At 74.1% G+C, this 16,804-nt stretch carries 13 protein-coding genes; 8 read left to right on the top strand and 5 right to left on the bottom strand.

Features of this window, described 5'->3' with window-relative positions:
• Nucleotides 1-39 precede the first annotated feature (39 nt).
• The 4 genes from ACFYWL_RS25305 to ACFYWL_RS25290 are packed head-to-tail and all read left to right on the top strand — an operon-like array spanning nucleotide 40 to nucleotide 5,041.
• Nucleotides 40-1,539: an O-antigen ligase family protein gene (locus tag ACFYWL_RS25305; protein WP_386977239.1), complete on the top strand. Its 1,500-nt coding sequence runs from the start codon at nucleotides 40-42 to the stop codon at nucleotides 1,537-1,539.
• 26 nt (nucleotides 1,540-1,565) lie between these two features.
• Nucleotides 1,566-2,627 carry a Wzz/FepE/Etk N-terminal domain-containing protein gene (locus ACFYWL_RS25300; RefSeq protein WP_386977234.1) on the top strand — a complete coding sequence of 354 codons (1,062 nt, stop codon included), beginning with the start codon at nucleotides 1,566-1,568 and terminating at the stop codon, nucleotides 2,625-2,627.
• A gap of 6 nt (nucleotides 2,628-2,633) precedes the next feature.
• Nucleotides 2,634-4,199: an oligosaccharide flippase family protein gene (locus tag ACFYWL_RS25295; protein ID WP_386977231.1), complete on the top strand. Its 1,566-nt coding sequence runs from the start codon at nucleotides 2,634-2,636 to the stop codon at nucleotides 4,197-4,199.
• The gene (locus ACFYWL_RS25290) at nucleotides 4,196-5,041 is read left to right on the top strand and encodes a sulfotransferase family protein (RefSeq protein WP_386977228.1); all 846 of its coding nucleotides are present in this window, start codon (nucleotides 4,196-4,198) and stop codon (nucleotides 5,039-5,041) included. Before ACFYWL_RS25295 ends, ACFYWL_RS25290 begins: the two co-directional genes overlap by 4 nt.
• 41 nt (nucleotides 5,042-5,082) lie before the next feature.
• Here the strand turns inward: ACFYWL_RS25290 and ACFYWL_RS25285 are convergent, their stop codons facing one another.
• The 4 genes from ACFYWL_RS25285 to ACFYWL_RS25270 all read right to left on the bottom strand — a co-directional run bounded on the left by ACFYWL_RS25285 (nucleotide 5,083) and on the right by ACFYWL_RS25270 (nucleotide 8,952).
• Complete coding sequence (locus ACFYWL_RS25285) at nucleotides 5,083-5,541, bottom strand: hypothetical protein (protein ID WP_386977225.1); 459 nt, start codon at nucleotides 5,539-5,541, stop codon at nucleotides 5,083-5,085.
• 201 nt (nucleotides 5,542-5,742) lie between these two features.
• Entirely contained in the window at nucleotides 5,743-7,227 is a 1,485-nt protein-coding gene (locus ACFYWL_RS25280; protein WP_386977222.1) for a hypothetical protein, read from the bottom strand.
• Entirely contained in the window at nucleotides 7,224-8,024 is an 801-nt protein-coding gene (locus tag ACFYWL_RS25275) for a sulfotransferase family protein (protein ID WP_386977219.1), read from the bottom strand. The genes ACFYWL_RS25280 and ACFYWL_RS25275 overlap by 4 nt, the downstream gene beginning before the upstream one ends.
• A complete protein-coding gene (locus ACFYWL_RS25270; RefSeq protein ID WP_386977216.1) occupies nucleotides 8,017-8,952 on the bottom strand; it encodes a hypothetical protein in 936 nt (311 codons plus the stop codon). The genes ACFYWL_RS25275 and ACFYWL_RS25270 overlap by 8 nt, the downstream gene beginning before the upstream one ends.
• A gap of 240 nt (nucleotides 8,953-9,192) precedes the next feature.
• On the opposite strand from ACFYWL_RS25270, the gene ACFYWL_RS25265 reads away from it, so the two are divergent.
• The 4 genes from ACFYWL_RS25265 (at nucleotide 9,193) to ACFYWL_RS25250 (ending at nucleotide 14,449) form a co-directional block, all read left to right on the top strand.
• Entirely contained in the window at nucleotides 9,193-10,437 is a 1,245-nt protein-coding gene (locus tag ACFYWL_RS25265; RefSeq protein ID WP_386977213.1) for a glycosyltransferase, read from the top strand.
• Entirely contained in the window at nucleotides 10,434-11,492 is a 1,059-nt protein-coding gene (locus tag ACFYWL_RS25260; RefSeq protein WP_386977210.1) for a sulfotransferase family protein, read from the top strand. Before ACFYWL_RS25265 ends, ACFYWL_RS25260 begins: the two co-directional genes overlap by 4 nt.
• Nucleotides 11,493-11,495: 3 nt before the next feature.
• Nucleotides 11,496-12,407, top strand: a complete 912-nt coding sequence (locus ACFYWL_RS25255) for a sulfotransferase family protein (protein ID WP_386977207.1) — start codon at nucleotides 11,496-11,498, stop codon at nucleotides 12,405-12,407.
• A 146-nt stretch (nucleotides 12,408-12,553) separates the two neighbouring features.
• Nucleotides 12,554-14,449, top strand: a complete 1,896-nt coding sequence (locus ACFYWL_RS25250) for a CocE/NonD family hydrolase (RefSeq protein WP_386977204.1) — start codon at nucleotides 12,554-12,556, stop codon at nucleotides 14,447-14,449.
• A 216-nt stretch (nucleotides 14,450-14,665) separates the two neighbouring features.
• Here the strand turns inward: ACFYWL_RS25250 and ACFYWL_RS25245 are convergent, their stop codons facing one another.
• Nucleotides 14,666-16,615 carry a potassium transporter Kup gene (locus ACFYWL_RS25245; RefSeq protein WP_386977201.1) on the bottom strand — a complete coding sequence of 650 codons (1,950 nt, stop codon included), beginning with the start codon at nucleotides 16,613-16,615 and terminating at the stop codon, nucleotides 14,666-14,668.
• Nucleotides 16,616-16,804 lie beyond the last annotated feature (189 nt).

The following is a 16,804-nucleotide window of genomic DNA, read 5'->3' as shown; positions in this document are numbered from 1 at the left end:
ACCGGCAACACTTCCCTGGAAACGAGTGGTCGGCGAGCGGTGGACGGACAGCGACACGGCACGGAGGGTGACCTCGCCCTGCCCGACGGCGGGCGGCGCCGGTGGGCCGCCGGTGATCCGATCGCCCGCCTGCTGACCGTCGGCGCGGCCCTGCTCTGCGCCGTGGTGGCGGTCGCCGTCGGGTTGGCCGCCACCGGTGGCGGCCGGGTCGGCGCGGTGCTGCCCCTGGCGGTCCTCGCCGGGCTGGCCGTCGGCGTGCTCGCGCTGACCCGGTTCGCGGCGTACGTGCTGCTGATGCTGGCGGTCCGCTCCTGCGTCGACCTGTTCAAGCTCAGCGGCCCGACGGCCGGGCGGGCCGACGGCGCGGCGGCGACCCGGGCGATGGACCCGTCGACGATCCTCGCGGTGCTGTTCCTGCTCGCCGCCGGCCTCTGGCTCGCCGCCCAGCTGCGCCAGCGGGGCCGGCTGCGCGGCTCGCCGCTCGGCGTGGCGATGCTGCTGGTCGGGGCCACCTCCCTGGTCAGCGCGGCGGGGGCCGCCCAGCCGGTGCCCAGCGCCCTGGAGGCGCTGCGGATCGGCACCGTGGTGGTGATGTTCGTGGTCCTGGAGCAACTGATGCCGGACCTGCCGGCGGTCCGCCGGGTGCTGCTCGCCGCGTACGCCTCGCTGGCGCTGGCGGTCGGCTACACCGTCGTGCTGTCCCTGCTCGGCCACCCACCGGCCGAGGTCAAGGGGGACTTCACCCGGATCAGCGGGCCGTTCAGCCAGTCCACCACCTTCGGCCGCTACCTGATGTTCATGGTGATCTTCGGCTTCGGCATCCACCGCTACCTGAGCCGCCGGCTACGGCTCGGCCTCGGCGCGTTGCTCGCCGCGTCGCTGCTGTTCCTGCTGCTCACCAACACCCGCAGCGCGATCCTCGGCGCGGGGCTGGGCCTGCTGGTGGTGGCGGTGCTGCACCGCAGCCGGCGGATGCTGGTGGCGCTCTGCCTGGTCGCGGTGGCCGGGGCGGCCCTGCTGCCGAGCGTGGCGCACCGCTTCGGGCAGCTCGCCGACAGCAGCGCCGTGGGCGGCGGCCCGACCGGCAACACCCTCGCCTGGCGGGTCGGCTACTGGTCGGAGATCGTGTCGCTGGCCAACCGCAACCCGGTCACCGGGATCGGCCCCAACATGACCAAGTTCGAGGCCGACGAGGCGAAGAAGCCGCACAACGACTTCCTGCGCGCGTACGTGGAGACCGGGCTGGCCGGGCTGCTGGCGTACCTGGCGATGCTGGCGCTGTGTCTGCACACCGGGCTGAACGCGCTGCGCCGGGCCCCACCGGCCAGCCTCGGCCGGGGTGTCGCGATCGGGTTCCTGGGCTGCGCGGTCGCCTTCGTCGCGGTCAGCGCGGCGTCCAACGTGATCTCGAACGTGGTCACCCTGTGGTACTTCGCGGCGTTCGCCGCGGCAGCCGGCGCGGTCGCCCGGGGGCTGCCGGCCGAGCCGCCCTGGGCGGCGACGCCTCGACCGGCGGGCACCGGGTGGCACAACCGATGAAGCAACGAGCAGTGGGGAGCGGCAGGGTGGAGATCGTCGACTATCTGCGGGTCGCGCGGCGTCGACTCTGGCTGCTGGTGGGCATTCCGCTGGTGGCCGGGGCGGCAGCCGCGGCGATGGTCCTGCTCGGCCCGCAGCAGTACGCGGCCACCTCGTACGTCGCCGCGCCCGCCCTGGTCGGCGGCAGCGCGGCCCAGCAGTACACCGGCACCCAGGCGGCCAACCAGTTCGCGGCGGCCTTCGCCGCGGCGGTGACGTCCCCGCAGGTGGTCGACCAGGTGGCGGCCGACACCGGGGTACCGGCCGACACGCTGCGCGACGGGCTGGCGGTCAAGCAGGTCGGCGCGAGCAGCCAGCTCACCGTGACCTACACCGCCGCCGACCGGCCCTCGGTCGCCCCGGTGCTCGCCGCGACCGGCAAGCGGGCCCTGGCCTTCCTCTTCGCCAGCCAGGTCGGCATCGCCACCGACGAGGTGAAGACGGCCACCGACGAGCTGACCACCGCCACCCGGGCGATCAACGACTGGGAGAAGGCCAACAAGGTCAGCCAGCCGGACAAGCTCTACCAGTCGACCCTCCAGGAGATCGCCAGCCTGCGGCAGCAGCAGTTGCAGATGCAGGCGGTCGGCAACACCCGGGGGGCCACCGCCGCCGCCGAGTCGATCAGCGCCGGGCAGAAGCGGCTCGACGGGCTCGGCCCTAAGCTGCCCGACTACCAGGCGCTGCTCGCGCAACGGGACAGCGCCACCAGCGCGCTCGCCTCGGCCCGGCAGCGGTTGCAACAGGCCCGCGCCCAGTCCCAGGCCGCCGACCCGGAGAAGGTGACAAGCGTCGGCGAGGTGCAGCCGGTGTCCCGGGCCAAGGCACTGGTCGGCCTGGTGCTCCCGGTGTTCGGCGCCGGCCTGCTGCTGGCCGTGCTCCTGGTCGCGGCGCTGGAGTGGTTGTCGCGCAGCCGCCGGGCGGGCCAGCCGCCGGCCGTCGGCCGGGCGGCCCCGGCCCCGACCGGTGGCCGGCGCGGCAGCGACGACACGGTGGTGCTGCCGGCCGTCACGGCGACCGTGCCCGAGCAGAACTCCCGGCACCGGTAGGCGGGAGTGCCGGAAGCGTCCGCGCGGGGCGACCAGCACGTCCGGGGAATGGCCCGGGGCGGCGGGCTCAACCTGCTCGGCGCCCTGCTCAGCCAGGCGGCGGTCTTCCTGATCATGCTGCTGCTGGCGCGGGTGCTGGGCATCCGGGAGGTCGGCCGGTACGCCCAGTGCTACGCGGTGCTGTCGCTGGCCGGGCTGCTGTCGCTGTCCGGGTTCCGGGCCGGCCTCACCCGGTTCGTGGCGGTGCACCTGGCCGACGCGGACGCCCCGGCGCTGCGCGGCACCATCCGGTTGGGACTGGCCGTCTCGGCCGGCTCGTCGGTCGTCCTCGCCGGGGCGCTGGCGGCGGGCGCACCCTGGCTCGCCGACCGGCTGCACGACCCGGGGCTGGTCACCGGCCTGCGGCTGGTGGCGCTGACCCTGCCCGCCTCGACGGTCTGCGAGGCGGCCCTCGCGGCGACCCGGGGCTGGCGTACCCAGCGGCCGTTCACCTTCATCGGCCAGCTCTACGAGCCGGGCACCCGGCTGCTGCTCACCGCGCTCGCCCTGGTCACCGGGGCGGGGCTGACCGGGGCCTTCTGGGCGCTGGTGGTGGCCGGCTGGTCGGCCGCCCTGCTCGCCCTGCTGGCGCTGGGCCGGCTGGTGCGCCGGGTGGCGCCGGCCCGCCCGGTGCACCGGCCGGGGGAGCTGTTCCGCTTCTCCACGGTGAGCTGGGTGTCGTCGCTGTCGTCGACCGGGCTGATCTGGGTCGACACCCTGCTGCTCGGCTTCTTCGCCAACCCGGACATCGGCGTCTACAACGTCGCCACCCGGCTGGTCACCGTCGCCATCTTCGTGCTCGCGCCGGTCAACGCCGCGTTCGGGCCGTACCTGGCGCACCTCTACCACCGGGGGGACCTCGACGACGTCCGCCGGGTCTACGCGGTGGCCACCGGCTGGGTGGTCCGGCTGTCGCTGCCGGCGTTCGTGGCGCTGCTGGTCCTCCCCGGCGACCTGCTGCGCGTCTTCGGCGGCGGGGTCGCCACCGGCGCGGCGGTGACCGTGATCCTCGCCCTCGGCCAGCTCGTCAACGCGGCCACCGGCCCGTGCGGCACGGTGCTGAACATGTCCGGCCGGGTGGCCCTCAACATGGCCGACAACCTGGCCGCCCTGGTGCTCAACGTGCTGCTCAACCTGTGGCTCATCCCCGCGTACGGCATCGTCGGCGCGGCGGCGGCGTGGAGCGCCTCGCTGATCGTGGTCAACATCGCCCGGGTGGTGCAGGTCCGCCACCTGACCGGCGCGCTGCCGTTCACCGTCGGGATGGCCAAGGGGCTCGCCGCCGGGGTGGCCGCGCTGCTCGCCGGGCTGCTGGTGCGCTGGCTGGTGCCGGGCTGGCCGTGGCGACCGGCCGCCGGGTTGGCCACGATCGTGGGCGTCTACCTGGCGACCGTGCTGGCGCTGGGGCTCAGCCGGGAGGATCTGATGGTGCTGCGCACCCTGGCCCGCCGACGCCGCCGGGACACCCCGCCCGACCCCGGGGACGATCCCGCCCCGGCCGTCGACGAGGTCGGTCGGGCGGTGTCGCGGTGAGCGCGGGGCCGCGGCGGGCCACCGTGGACCGGCTGCGCCGGGCGGTACGTGGCGCCCGCGCCTGGGGGCGGGCGGCGCTGCCCGGTCCGGTCGGCGCGCTGCCCGACTTCCTGATCATCGGGGGGCAGCGGTGCGGCACCACCTCGCTGCACCACTACCTCGCCGCGCACCCCGACGTGCGGCCGGCCACCGGCAAGGAACTCCAGTTCTTCAGCCTGCACTACCGGCGTGGGCCGCGCTGGTACCGGGCGCACTTCCCACCGGCCGCCCCCGGCCGGCGCAGCTTCGAGGCCAGCCCCTACTACCTGTTCCACCCCAGCGTCCCGGCCCGGGTGGCGGCGACGCTGCCCGAGGCCCGGTTCGTGGCGCTGCTGCGCGACCCGGTCGAGCGGGCCTACTCGCACTACCTGCACACCCGCTCGTACGGGGTGGAGCCGTTGGGCTTCGCCGAGGCGCTCGCCGCCGAGCCGGGGCGGCTGGCCGCCGCGCTGGCCGACGGGCCGGACACCCCGGCGGCCCACCACGCGCTGCGCAACTTCTCCTACGCCGCCCGGGGCCGCTACGCCGAACAGCTCGACCGCTGGTACGCCCACCTGCCCCCCGAACGGCTGCACGTGGTCCGCAGCGAGGACCTGTACGCCGACCCGGCGGCCACCTACGCGGGCGTGCTGCGGTTCCTCGGGCTGGCCCCGTACACCCCGGCGGAGTTCGCCCGGCACACCCGCCGGGCGGACACCGGCCCGTCCCAGCTCACCCCGGCGCTACGGGCCGAACTGAGTGCCGCCTTCGCTCCGCACAACGCCCGCCTCGCCGAGCTGCTCGGCTGGCCGGGCACCTGGTGAACCAGGCTGTCGCCACCGGCCGAGCCATGATCGGATTGCCGTCAGGACGGGTCGTCGACCAGGCGGAAGATGTTGCGTGTCGGGTGCACGTCGACCGGGATGCTCGTCCCGACGTCGACGACCCTCTCGTCGGGGAGGAGGTGGCTCGTGGTGAACGGCGGCCGGCCCGGCACGGTGACCAGCATCCGGACCCTGGTGCAGCGGTCGTCCTCGCCGCACCACACGCGCTCCGCGGACGTGACCCGGCCCAGGGCGCGCACGCCGGCCGTGTCCAGGTCGCGCCACACGCGCCGGTCCCGCGTGGTGCCGACGATGGCCACGGCCAGGACGACCAGGGTGAGAGCGGTCAACGCGAGGCCGGTCACGATGACCCCCAGCCTGTCGTCGTCAGGGACGCGCCGGCTCAGGCCGGCCGCCAGGGCCAGGGGCCCGGCGCTCAGGACCACGAGCGCGAGTGCGGTCCAGAGCGGCTGCTGAAGGAGGCTCGCCGGGCGATTCACCGGGCCTTCGGCCTCAGGCGCGTCGACGCCTGTCACGGGTATGGCCCGCTCGCTGCCGGGAAACGAGCCCGAAGCCCGTCGTGAGCGCCTTGACACCAACAGAAGATAGCCGATCCCAGCGCCGATCTGCCCGGCCGGCCCGCGCCTGGGGTGGACGCCGCCGTGCCAACTCGCCCCCGCATCGGCCGTCGGATGAACCGGTCAGCGGATCGGGGCGAGGACGCTGGCCGGGTCGCCCTTCGCGCGCAGCAGCACCGGGCTCGGCCCGATCGGCAGGGCGCCGGTGCGGGCGGCCGACTCCGCGCCGACCGGGCCGCCGGTCACTCCCGCGGTGGCCGGCAGCGACACCATGCCCCCGGTGGTCGACCAGACCACCAGGGTGCTCTCTCCACCCCGGCGGAACGCCACCCCGGTCAGCCCCTTGTCGTGCACCGGTTCGACGGTCGCGTCCCGGGCCGCCGCCGCCAGGGCGGCCATCATCGCGCCGGCCTGCCGCTGGGTGCCGTCCGGGTCGAGCAGGCCGTAGCGGACCTCCGCGCCGGCCCGGTTGTTGGGGTTGTACGCCAGCGGCAGCCAGAGCACCTCGCGGACGCCGCCGGCGACCAGCATGCTGACCACCTTGACCATCTCGTCGCCCCGGGCCGCCGCGTCGTCCGCGCCGTCCTTCCAGAACTGGCCGACCTCCCACGCCTGCACCGGCACCCCGGCCGGGGTCTCCGCCCGCAGGTAGTCCAGCAGCGCCGGCACCCCGGAGAAGTGCTCGTAGAAGTGCAGTTGCCGGACGTCGACCACCCGGTCGTCGAGCAGCTTCTCGGTGACCGCGATGAAGGCCAGGTTGCGGGAGTTCTGCGCGTTGTCCAGCGCCGCGCGCAGCGCCGCCGGGTCGGCCACCGCCGGGATCAGCCGCCCCCGGGTGCCGATCCGCCGCTGGAAGTACGCCTGGTAGGCGGCGACCGCCTGGTCCGGCTGCCCGGCCCGCAGCAGCCGGTCGGCGACCCCCATCCCGTACGCGACGCTGCTCATGCCCGAGTCGACCACCTTGGCCTGCGGGTCGGCCGACCGGATCGCCTCGGCGGCGGCGATGACCAGCCGGCGGTAGTCCTCGGGGCTGCCGGCCCAGTACTGCTGCGCGTTGACCTCGTTCTCGATCGCGTACTCGCGGACCCCGTAGGGCGCGTACCGCTGCACCAGGGCGCGGACGAACGTCTGGTAGGCGGCGAGGTCCACCGGCATCGCCGACTCGGTCTTGTTGGCCTGGCCCCGGGTGAACTTCGCGGTGCCGCCGGTGGCCCAGCAGACCCCGGTACGGATCTTCAGGTGCAGGGTGATGCCGAGCTGCCGGCTGCGCTCGGCGATCTGGTCCACCGCCGAGAAGTCCGGGCTGCCCTGGGTCTTCTCGATGTCGCACCAGCTCAGCTCGTGGTAGGTCGACGAGCCGGAGAGCTTCTCCAGGTAGGGCACGAACTGCTCGTGCCGGGAGAAGTCCCAGTGCGCGCCGAACGGGTTGCGGGCCGTCGCGCCGGCCGGTGGCGCGCCGGTGGCACCGGCCGACGGGGTGGCCGCCGACGGGCCGGTCGCCGACGGGGCCGGGCGGGGGGCGGGATCGTCCGAACAGGCCGCCCCGGCGACCAGGGCGGCCAGCAGCACCCCGGCGAGCAGCGCCCGCCGCCCGGTCCGGCGGCTCACCGGTAGCCCAGTTCGCGCAGGGTGGCACCGGAGAAGATCCGGACCAGCACCCGCAGGAAGGGGTCCAGCTCCCGGCGGTAGGTGCCGACCCGGGAGCCGTAGATCGGGGCGTCGGTGCCGGCCGCGGCCCGCCGCCGGTCCGCCTCGGCGGTGTACTTGCCCGCCACGTCGTGCTGCTTGCCGTCGTAGTCGAGCACGCCCGGCTCCCAGGGCTCGCCGAGGAACTCGAACAGGCCCCGCATGGCCTTCTCCGGGTCGGTGACCGTCTCCTCGTAGCGCAGTTCGTGGTAGCGGCCGGCGGGCAGCCGGGCCCCGGATGCGCGGGCGACGCGGATGTAGCGCGGCCACTTCACCACGCACTTCACCGCCGACCAGTAGCCGAACCGCTTGCGGTGCGACACCACCACGTCCCGGCCGTCCCGCACGACGTGCACGAACTGCGCGTCGGGGAAGACCTCGGCCAGGAAGTCGATGGAGAGCGCGTAGAGCGGCGTCTTGTCGGCCCAGCGGGTCTTGCCCCGGGACCGGGCGTAGTCGGCCTGGATGCCGCCGAAGAAGTCGGCGATGCGGCCCAGCCAGTACTCCCGGGGAAACCCGAAGCGGGCCAGCCGTTCCCAGTCCCGCCCGACGATGCGTTGCATGTCGGCCAGGAAGCGGGTCTCCGGGCCGCAGCTGACCCGGGAGTGCGAGTCCAGCACCAGCCGCAGCATCGTGGTGCCGGACCGCTGGCAGCCGACCAGGAAGATCGGCCCCCGGGCCGCCTCCGCCGGCGCCGCCGGGGTGTGCGGTTCAGCCATGGTCCACCGCCTCCTGCCGGCCGGCCGCCGCGTCCAGCCGCTCGGTCAGGGTGGTGCAGAGCGCCCTCACCCGGGCGTCGATCTCCAGCCGGGGCCGCGCCGGGGTGCGCGGGCCGACGTGCGCGTGCAGCACCGGGTCGTACGGCAGGTCGAGGAAGGCGCACAGCCGCCGGGTGGACCCCGCCGGGTCGGCGACCAGCGCGTCGTACGAGCAGAGCAGGACGTCCGGGCGGTCGGCCAGCCCGAGGGAGAAGTACAACGAGTTGCGCACGTACCAGAACAGGGCGGCGGCGGTGTGCGGGGTCATCCGGTCGTAGTCGAAGCCGGCGACCAGGTCCCGCATCGGCGCGTCCAGGCGCTGCCCCTGCCAGCGGTCCCCGATCGTGCCGTCGGCGATGGCCCGCAGCGCCCGCAGGTTGGCGTCGCCGAACTTCGCCACCTCGGAGCGGGCCCGGTCGTCGACGTCCCGGTACGCCCACAGCGCCCGCCCCGGCGCGACCCCGGCCAGGTCGAGCAACTCGTCCACCCGGTGCGTGTCGCACAGCGGCTTGACCAGCACGTACCGGTGCCGGCTGCGCCGGATGACGGCGCCGAGCACCGGGTCGGGGCGCAGCCGGAAGCGGTGGAACACGGCCCGGTCGTTCTCGTTGCGGACCTCCACCGACGGGTCGGCGTCCAGCCCCCGGGTCAGCATGTTGGTGCCGGAGCGTTGCAGGCCCACCAGGTAGACCGGGACGGCCCGGCCGGGCGGCCCGGGATGGGTCCGCCGCCAGCGCCACTTCGCCAGCGCGGTGCGGGCCCGGTCGACCGGGTCGAGCCGGTCCTCCTCGATCAGCCGCCGGACGCCCTCGGTGCGCGCCCAGCGCAGGTGCCGGCGGACCCGTCGGGCGGTGTACGCCAGCGCCGAGGGCTCGTCGGGGTGCGGCACCGGATTCTCCTCGGGCAGGTCGGGCGGGGTGGGGCACACGGTACCGGCAGATCATCGCGGCTGGCCACGTGGCCGTGTGGTCAGCCGGCGATGGGCCGTGTGGCCAGCTCGGGGATCATGAGCTGGACTCGCGAGGTGGGTGCTGCATAGGGTGGGGCCCCTGGTCACCGCTGCTGTCCGGGGCGACCACCCCACCCCTGGACCCCGACGAACCGCAGCAGCCACCCCCGGAGCAGGCCGATGCGTGTCCTCCATGTCAACAAGTTCCTCTACCGGCGCGGCGGCGCCGAGGGCTACCTGCTCGACGTCGCCGAGCTGCAACGGGGCGACGGCGACGAGGTGGCCTTCTTCGGCATGACCCACCCGGACAACGACGCACCCACCCCGTACGCCCGGCACTTCCCGCCCCGGGTGGAGCTGGACCCGGCGCCGCGCGGCGCGGGCCCCCGGGCGGCGGCAGCGGCCCGGATGATCTGGTCGCCGGCCAGCCGGCGTGGCCTGGCCCGGGTGCTCGACGAGTTCCGGCCCGACGTGGTCCACCTGCACAACATCTACCACCAGCTCTCCCCGTCGGTGCTGGCCGCGGTGCGGGCCGCCCGGGTGCCGGCGGTGATGACCCTGCACGACTACAAGCTGGCCTGCCCCAGCTACCAGATGCTCGACCGGGGGGCGGTCTGCGACGCCTGCGTGACCGGCGGTCCGTTGCGCGCGGCCCGTCGCCGCTGCAAGGACGGGTCGTTCGGGGCCAGCTCGCTGCTGGCCGTCGAGTCCTGGCTGCACCGCGCCACCCGGGCGTACGGGCCGGTGCAGGCGTTCGTCAGCCCCAGCCGGTTCCTGGCCGACGTGATGCGCCGGGCCGGTGTCTTCCCCGACCGGATGCACGTGGTGTCGCACTTCGTCGACGTCGCCGCGACGGCGGTGAAGGCGGCCCCCGGCGGGCCGATCGTCTTCGCCGGCCGGCTGGCCCCGGAGAAGGGCGTCGACGTGCTCGTCGAGGCGCTCACCCGCCTGCCCGACGACGTCGTGCTGGAGGTGGCCGGGGACGGCCCGGCCCGCGACGGGCTGACCGAGCTGGCCCGGCGGCGGGCCCCCGGCCGGGTCCGGTTCCACGGCCGGCTGGACAAGGCCCGGCTGCACGAGCTGGTCCGCTCGGCCACGGTGGTGGCGGTGCCGTCCCGGTGGAACGAGAACCAGCCGATGGCGGTGCTGGAGGCGTACGGCTGCGGGGTGCCGGTGGTCGCCTCCGACCTGGGCGGGCTGCCCGAGCTGGTCACCGCCGGGGTGGACGGCGAGGTGGTGCCCGCCGACGACCCGGTCGCGCTGGCCGCCGGCCTGGCCCGGGTGCTGGCCGACCCGCAGCGGGCGTACCGGATGGGGCGGGCCGGCCGGGCGCGGGTGGAGCGGGACTTCTCCCCGCAGGCGCACCTGACCCGGTTGCGGGAGGTCTACGCGACCGCCGCGCGGACCGTGCGGGAGCCGGCGTGAACCCGCCGGTGCGGGTGCTCTACCTGGCCGGCAGCGGACGCAGCGGCAGCACCCTGGTCACCACCGTCCTCGGGCAGTACCCGGGGGTCTTCGCCGCCGGGGAGCTGCGCTACCTGTGGCAGCGCGGCGCGGTGGAGAACCGGCCGTGCGGCTGCGGCCGGCCGCTGCGGGACTGCCCGCTGTGGCGTGCGGTGCTCCGGGAGCTGCCGGTGGAGCGGGCCGCCACGATCGCCGCCGGACTGCGGGGCCGGCTACGGATGCGCGGGTTGCCGGCGCTGCTGCGTCGCCACCGGCGGGGCCTCCGGCCGGTGCCCGCGCACCCCGACGACGCGGCGCTCGCCGACCTGTACGCGGCCGTGGCCCGGCACACCGGGGCCCGGGTGGTGGTCGACTCGTCGAAGCTGCCCCCGTACGGCGCGCTGGTCGGCGCGCTGCCCGGCATCGACCTGCGGGTGCTGCACCTGGTCCGCGACCCCCGGGCCACCGCCTTCTCCTGGCGTCGTCGCCGAGGGCTGGACGGCGACGCCGATCCGGAGCTGATGAGCCGGCCGCCGGTGTGGAAGGCGGCCCTGCTCTGGCTGGTGTGGAACACCGTGACCGTCCGGCTGTGGGGTGACCGCGCCCCGGGAGGCTACCTGCGGGTGCGCTACGAGGACCTGACCGCCGACCCGGAGGCGACGCTGCGCCGGATCGCCGCCTTCGCCGGGGTCGACCCCGGCGAAGGCGGCCCGTTCACCGGGCCGGCGACGGTCCGGCTGACGCCGACGCACTCGGTGGCCGGCAACCCGTCCCGGCACCGGACCGGCCCGGTGCCGATCACCGCCGACGTGCAGTGGCGGCGCGACCTGTCCCGCTGGTCGTACGCGCTGGTCACCGCGCTGACCGCGGCGGGGCTGCGCCGGTTCGGCTATCCGTGGCGGCGCGGCGGCCCGGGCCCGGCGGGGGCCGAGCCGTCGGCGGGGGACGGGCGGCCCGCGCCGGGTGGGCCGGCCGCGGCCGGTGGGCGGTCGGTGGGCGTCGGGCGGTCGGGGCCGGCCCGGCACGAGGAGGGCTGAGCGATGTTGGCGGTGGTGGTGGGCACCGGGCGGTGCGGGTCGACCCTGGTGCAGGAGCTGTTGTCCCGGCACCCCGGGGTCGGGTTCGTCTCCGGCGTCGACGACAAGCTGTCCCGGCTCAACCTGGCCGGCCGGCTCAACGGCCCGCTGTACCGGCGCTCCGCGCCCCGCCCGGCGGGGATGACCTCGTTGCGGCACAGCCGCCGGCTGCTGGAGAAGGGCCGGCTGCGGGTCGCCCCGTCGGAGGCGTACCAATTGCTGGACCGGCACGTGCTTGCCGGGTTCTCCCGCCCGTGCCGGGACCTGACCGCCGATGATCTCACCCCGTACCTGCGGCGGCGGCTGCGTGCCTTCTTCGACGCCCGGATCGCCAGGCAGGGCTGCCGGCTGCTGCTGCACCACGTCACCGGGTGGCCGAGGACCGGGTTCCTGCGGGCCGGCTACCCGGAGCTGCGGGTGGTCAACGTGGTCCGCGACGGCCGGGCGGTGACCAACTCCTGGCTCCAGATGGGCTGGTGGGACGGCTGGCGCGGGCCGGACAACTGGTTCCTCGGCCCGCTGCCGACCGACCTGCGCCGGGAGTGGGAGGAGTACGACAGGTCGTTCCCGGTGCTCGCCGGGCTGGGCTGGAAGATGCTGATGGACTCCTTCGCCGAGGCCCGCGCGGCGCACCCCGAGGCGCAGTGGCTCGACGTGCGCTACGAGGACCTGCTCGCCGACCCGCGCGGCGAGGTGGCCCGGATGCTCGACTTCCTCGACCTGGACTGGTCGCCGGCGTTCGAGAAGGGCTTCGGGCGGTACCGGTTCCACGCCGGTCGGCAGGCCGCCTACCACGAGGAGTTGGGCGTCGCGCAGCTCGCCGCCGTGGAACGGGTGCTGGACAAGCCGCTGCGGCAGTGGGGCTACCGGGACTGACCGGAGCGTCCCGCCGCCACCGCCCGACGGGTGCCGCCGCGTCGACGTCGTCGGGGCGACGTGGGCAAAGTTCCTACAGGTGCAGGTGGTGGTGCCGGCCGGTCGGCCCATAGCGTGCCGGGTCTCGGGACATTCAAGGAGACTGCATGGCTGCAATGGGAACGCCCCTTCGCGCCGGGGCGGCCGTACTGTCCGCGGTGCTGCTCGCCGCCCTGGGCGCGGCGCCACGGGCGGTGGCGGCGTCGGACGAACCGGCGATCGTGGTCCAGGACGGGGTCACCCAGCCGGTGTTCGGCTTCGCCGACGCCATCCGGGAACGCCTGTTCATCGACTCCACCTTCGACAGCGACAACGACGGTCTGCGCGACATCATCGCGTTCGACCTGATGCGGCCGGCGGCCACCGCGAACGGGCTCAAGGTGCCGGTCATCATGGACGCCAGCCCCTACTACTCGACGGTCTGCCGGGGCAACGAGTCCGAGTGCAAGGCCGACCTGGACGGCGACGGCCTGCTCGACAAGTGGCCGCTGTTCTACGACAACTACTTCGTGCCGCGCGGCTACGCGGTGATCCTGCTGGACATGGTGGGCACCAACAACTCCACCGGCTGCCCCACCACCAACGCCAACCAGGACAATCTCAGCGCCAAGCAGGCGATCAACTGGCTCAACGGCCGGGCCACCGCGCGCAACGCGGCCGGCCAGGTGGTCACCGCCGACTGGCACAACGGCAAGTCGGGCATGATCGGCAAGTCGTACGACGGCTCGCTGGCCATGGCGACGGCGGTGACCGGCGTCAAGGGCCTGACCACGGTGGTGCCGATCAGCGGTCCCACCGAGTACTACGACTACGTGCGCAGCAACGGGGTGGTCACCCGGGGCAACAGCTACGTGTCGTCGCTGGCCAACACGGTCACCAACCCGGAGCGTCGGGACTACTGCAAGCCGGTGCGCGACGCGATGGGCGCCGCCGACGGCGACGAGCACGGCGACTACACCGCCTTCTGGAACGAGCGCAGCTACGTCAAGAAGGTCCCCAACATGACCGCCAGCGTGCTGCTCTACCACGGTCTCAACGACGACAACGTCCGCCCGGACCACTTCAGCAAGTTCTGGTACGCCCTGGCGGAGAACAACATCCCGCGCAAGCTGTGGCTCTCCCAGGAGGGGCACGTCGACCCGTTCGACTCGCGGCGCGCGGTCTGGGTGTCCACCCTGCACCGGTGGTTCGACTTCTGGCTGCACGGGGTGGCCAACGGGATCATGGACGAGCCCCGGGTCGACCTGGAGCGGGCCGCCGACGTGTGGGAGACCCACGCCGACTGGCCGATCCCCGGCAAGGCCGACACCGAGGTGTTCCTCCAGCCCGGCACCACCGGGGCCGGCGGCCTGAAGCTGGTGCCGACCGCCAAGCCGGCGACCGGCGCGTTCCAGGACAGCCGCACCCAGAGCCAGAACACCATGATCCTCAACCCGGACACGGTGCAGCCGAACCGGCTGGCGTTCCTGTCCGCGCCGCTGACCGCGCCCCTGCACATCTCGGGCACGCCGACGGTGCAGCTGCGGGCCTCGGCCGACCAGACCGACACCAACTTCGGGGCGATCCTGGTCGACTACGGCACCGACGAGCGGGTGGCGCACCGGGCCTCCGGCGAGGGCATCATCACCCTGGCCACCGAGGACTGCTGGGGGCTGAACAGCCCGACCGACGACGGCTGCTACAAGCAGACCGCCAAGCGGGTCGCCACGGCCGACTACGAGCTGGTCACCAAGGGCATCATGGACGCACAGAACCGGCAGTCGATCCGTACCGCCGTGCCGCTGGTGGTGGGGGAGTCGTACAACTTCACCTTCCCGCTGCTGCCGGAGGACTACGTCTTCAAGCCGGGCCACCGGATCGGCGTGATCATCGTGGCCAGCTACCCGCAGTACTCCAGCCAGGCGGACACCACCGCCGCGAACATCACGGTCGCCCTGAAGAGCAGCAAGATCGTTCTTCCGGTGGTCGGCGGCACTACCGCCGCCCACGCGGCCGGTCTCTGACCGGTCCCCGGGGGGGGGGCGGGGGGGGGGCCCCCCCGCCGCGGCGCCCCCCCCCCCCCCCCCCCCCCCCCCCGGGGGGGGGGGGGGGGGCCGGGGCGGGGGGGGGGGGGGGGCGGGCCGCCCCCCCCCCCCCCCCCCCCCCGGCCCGTCACCCCACGGCGCAGGGGGGGCACCGACTCGTTGGTGACGATCTCGAACGTGCCGCCCGCGGTCGTGCTAGATGTCGATCCGGGAGCCCAGGACGATGGTGCGGTCGCGGGGTAGCCCGAAGTGCTCGGCGGCGTCGGCGGAGACGTGTGCGGTGGCCATGAAGAGTCGCCTGCGCCATGCGCGCATCCGGGGATCCGCGCTCGTGCCGAGCTCGACCTTGGACAGGAAGTACGAGGCGTGACACAGGTCCAGAGGAGCCTCGGTGTACCGGGCCGGCAGGCCCCGGAGCGCGGCGGGAAGATCCGGTGTCTCGGTGTAGCCGTAGTGGGCGGTGACGTGGATGATGCCGTCGTCGGCGTAGCCGAGGTCGTCCACGGTGAGCCGGTCGGCGGCGGGGACCCGGGGGAGGGATCGCGTCTCGACCGACAGGATGATCACGTTCTGGTGGCGGACATGGTTGAGCCGCACGTTGGCCCGCAGCGCCAGGGGGGCGGCCTCGGCGGTGCGGTTGAGGAACACAGCGGTGCCGGGAACCGTTTGCGCGGCGAGGTCTCCGGCGCGTAGCTGGGCGACGAACTCGCGCAGCGACCCTTCGCGTTTGCGCCGCTCGACGCCGACGATCTCCCGGCCGCGTCTCCAGGTGGTCATGACCGTGAACGCGGTGAGGCCGACGAGCAGCGGCAGCCAGGCGCCGTGCGCCAGCTTGGTGATGTTGGCGGCGACGAACAGTCCGTCGATGACGAGCAGCACCGCAGCGCCCGCGCCGAGCAGCCACCGGGGGGTGTCCCACCGGTCGTGGGCCACGTAGAAGAAGAGCAGCGTGGTGATCGTTATCGTGGACACGACCGCCATGCCGAACGCGAACGCCAGAGCCACGGAACTGCGGAACGCGAACACCAGCGTGAGCACGGAAACCATCAGCAACCAGTTGATCCACGGCACGTAGATCTGACCGATGGTGGTCGGCGAGGTGTGCGCGATGCGCAGCCGGGGCAGGTAGCCCAGCCGGGCGGCCTGCGCGGCGACGGAGTACGCGCCGGTGATCACCGCCTGCGACGCGATCACGGTCGCCGCGGTGGCCAACAGCACCATCGCCCACCGTCCCCAGTGCGGCACCAGGAGGAAGAACGGGCTGCTCACTGCTGCGGGATCGGAGAGGATCAGCGCGCCCTGCCCGAAGTAGCTCAGCACGCAGGCGGGAAACACCAGCAGTAGCCAGGCGCGGGTGATGGCGCGACGGCCGAAGTGACCCATGTCTGCGTAGAGCGCTTCGGCGCCGGTGACCGCGAGCACGATCGCGGCGAGCGAGAAGAACGCGATGTCGAAGTTTCCGGCCAGGAAGCCGAGGGCGTACGACGGCGACAGCGCCTTGAGAATGGCCGGGTTGCGGGCGATGCCGACGATCCCGCACGCCGCGATGGCGAGGAACCAGGCGATCATCACCGGTCCGAAGACCCTGCCGACGACCGCGGTGCCGCGCTGTTGCACCGCGAACAGCACCACGATGATCACGGCGGTGATCAGTACGGTCGACCCGCCCAGCGGCGGATAGACCACCCGCAGGCCCTCCACCGCGGACAGCACCGAGATCGCGGGAGTGATCATGCTGTCGCCGAAGAACAACGCGGCGCCGAAGATGCCCAGGGTGGCGAGCACGAGCGCCGGGCGCCGGCCCCCCTGGGGCACCCGCCGCCGCACCAAAGTGATCAGCGCCATGATGCCGCCCTCGCCGTCGTTGTCGACACGCATCGCCAACAGGACATAGGTCACCGTCACGATGGCCGTAACCGACCAGAAGACCAGGGACGCGATGCCGAACACGTGGGCGGCGGACACGGGCACCGGATGCGGGTCGGCGGGGTTGAAGACCGTCTGCATGGTGTAGATCGGGCTGGTGCCGATGTCGCCGAAGACCACTCCCAGCGCCCCGACCACCACGGCCAGCCGTACCGTCTCCCGATCGCCGCGGCCTCGTGGTGCACCGCGGCCGGTCGCGGGCCGTTTTCGCTCCGCCACGGTGACCCTCCCAGCGCTCGACCGCAGTTCGTTCGACGTCCTGGCGGACATCCGCGCCGGGCCGTCGGGTAGGCGCTGCTGCGCCATTCTGCGCGGTGGCGGCGGCCCGAGGGGCCTTTTCGCCCGTCCGTCGCACAACAGGGGAGCGTCCCGCCCGGCTCGACGCCAGCGTCAGCGCGGATTCCTCAC

It is taken from the genome of Micromonospora sp. NPDC002575, assembly GCF_042889525.1.
Classification (GTDB): domain Bacteria; phylum Actinomycetota; class Actinomycetes; order Mycobacteriales; family Micromonosporaceae; genus Micromonospora; species Micromonospora carbonacea.
This window is presented reverse-complemented; position numbering and strand designations above follow the sequence as displayed.

What these genes read in the sequence shown, in the direction of transcription:
- ACFYWL_RS25275 (WP_386977219.1), bottom strand. Translation starts at nt 8,024, where the DNA reads ATGGCTGAACCGCACACCCCGGCGGCGCCGGCGGAGGCGGCCCGGGGG.
- ACFYWL_RS25265 (WP_386977213.1), top strand. Translation starts at nt 9,193, where the DNA reads ATGCGTGTCCTCCATGTCAACAAGTTCCTCTACCGGCGCGGCGGCGCC.
- ACFYWL_RS25255 (WP_386977207.1), top strand. Translation starts at nt 11,496, where the DNA reads ATGTTGGCGGTGGTGGTGGGCACCGGGCGGTGCGGGTCGACCCTGGTG.
- ACFYWL_RS25250 (WP_386977204.1), top strand. Translation starts at nt 12,554, where the DNA reads ATGGCTGCAATGGGAACGCCCCTTCGCGCCGGGGCGGCCGTACTGTCC.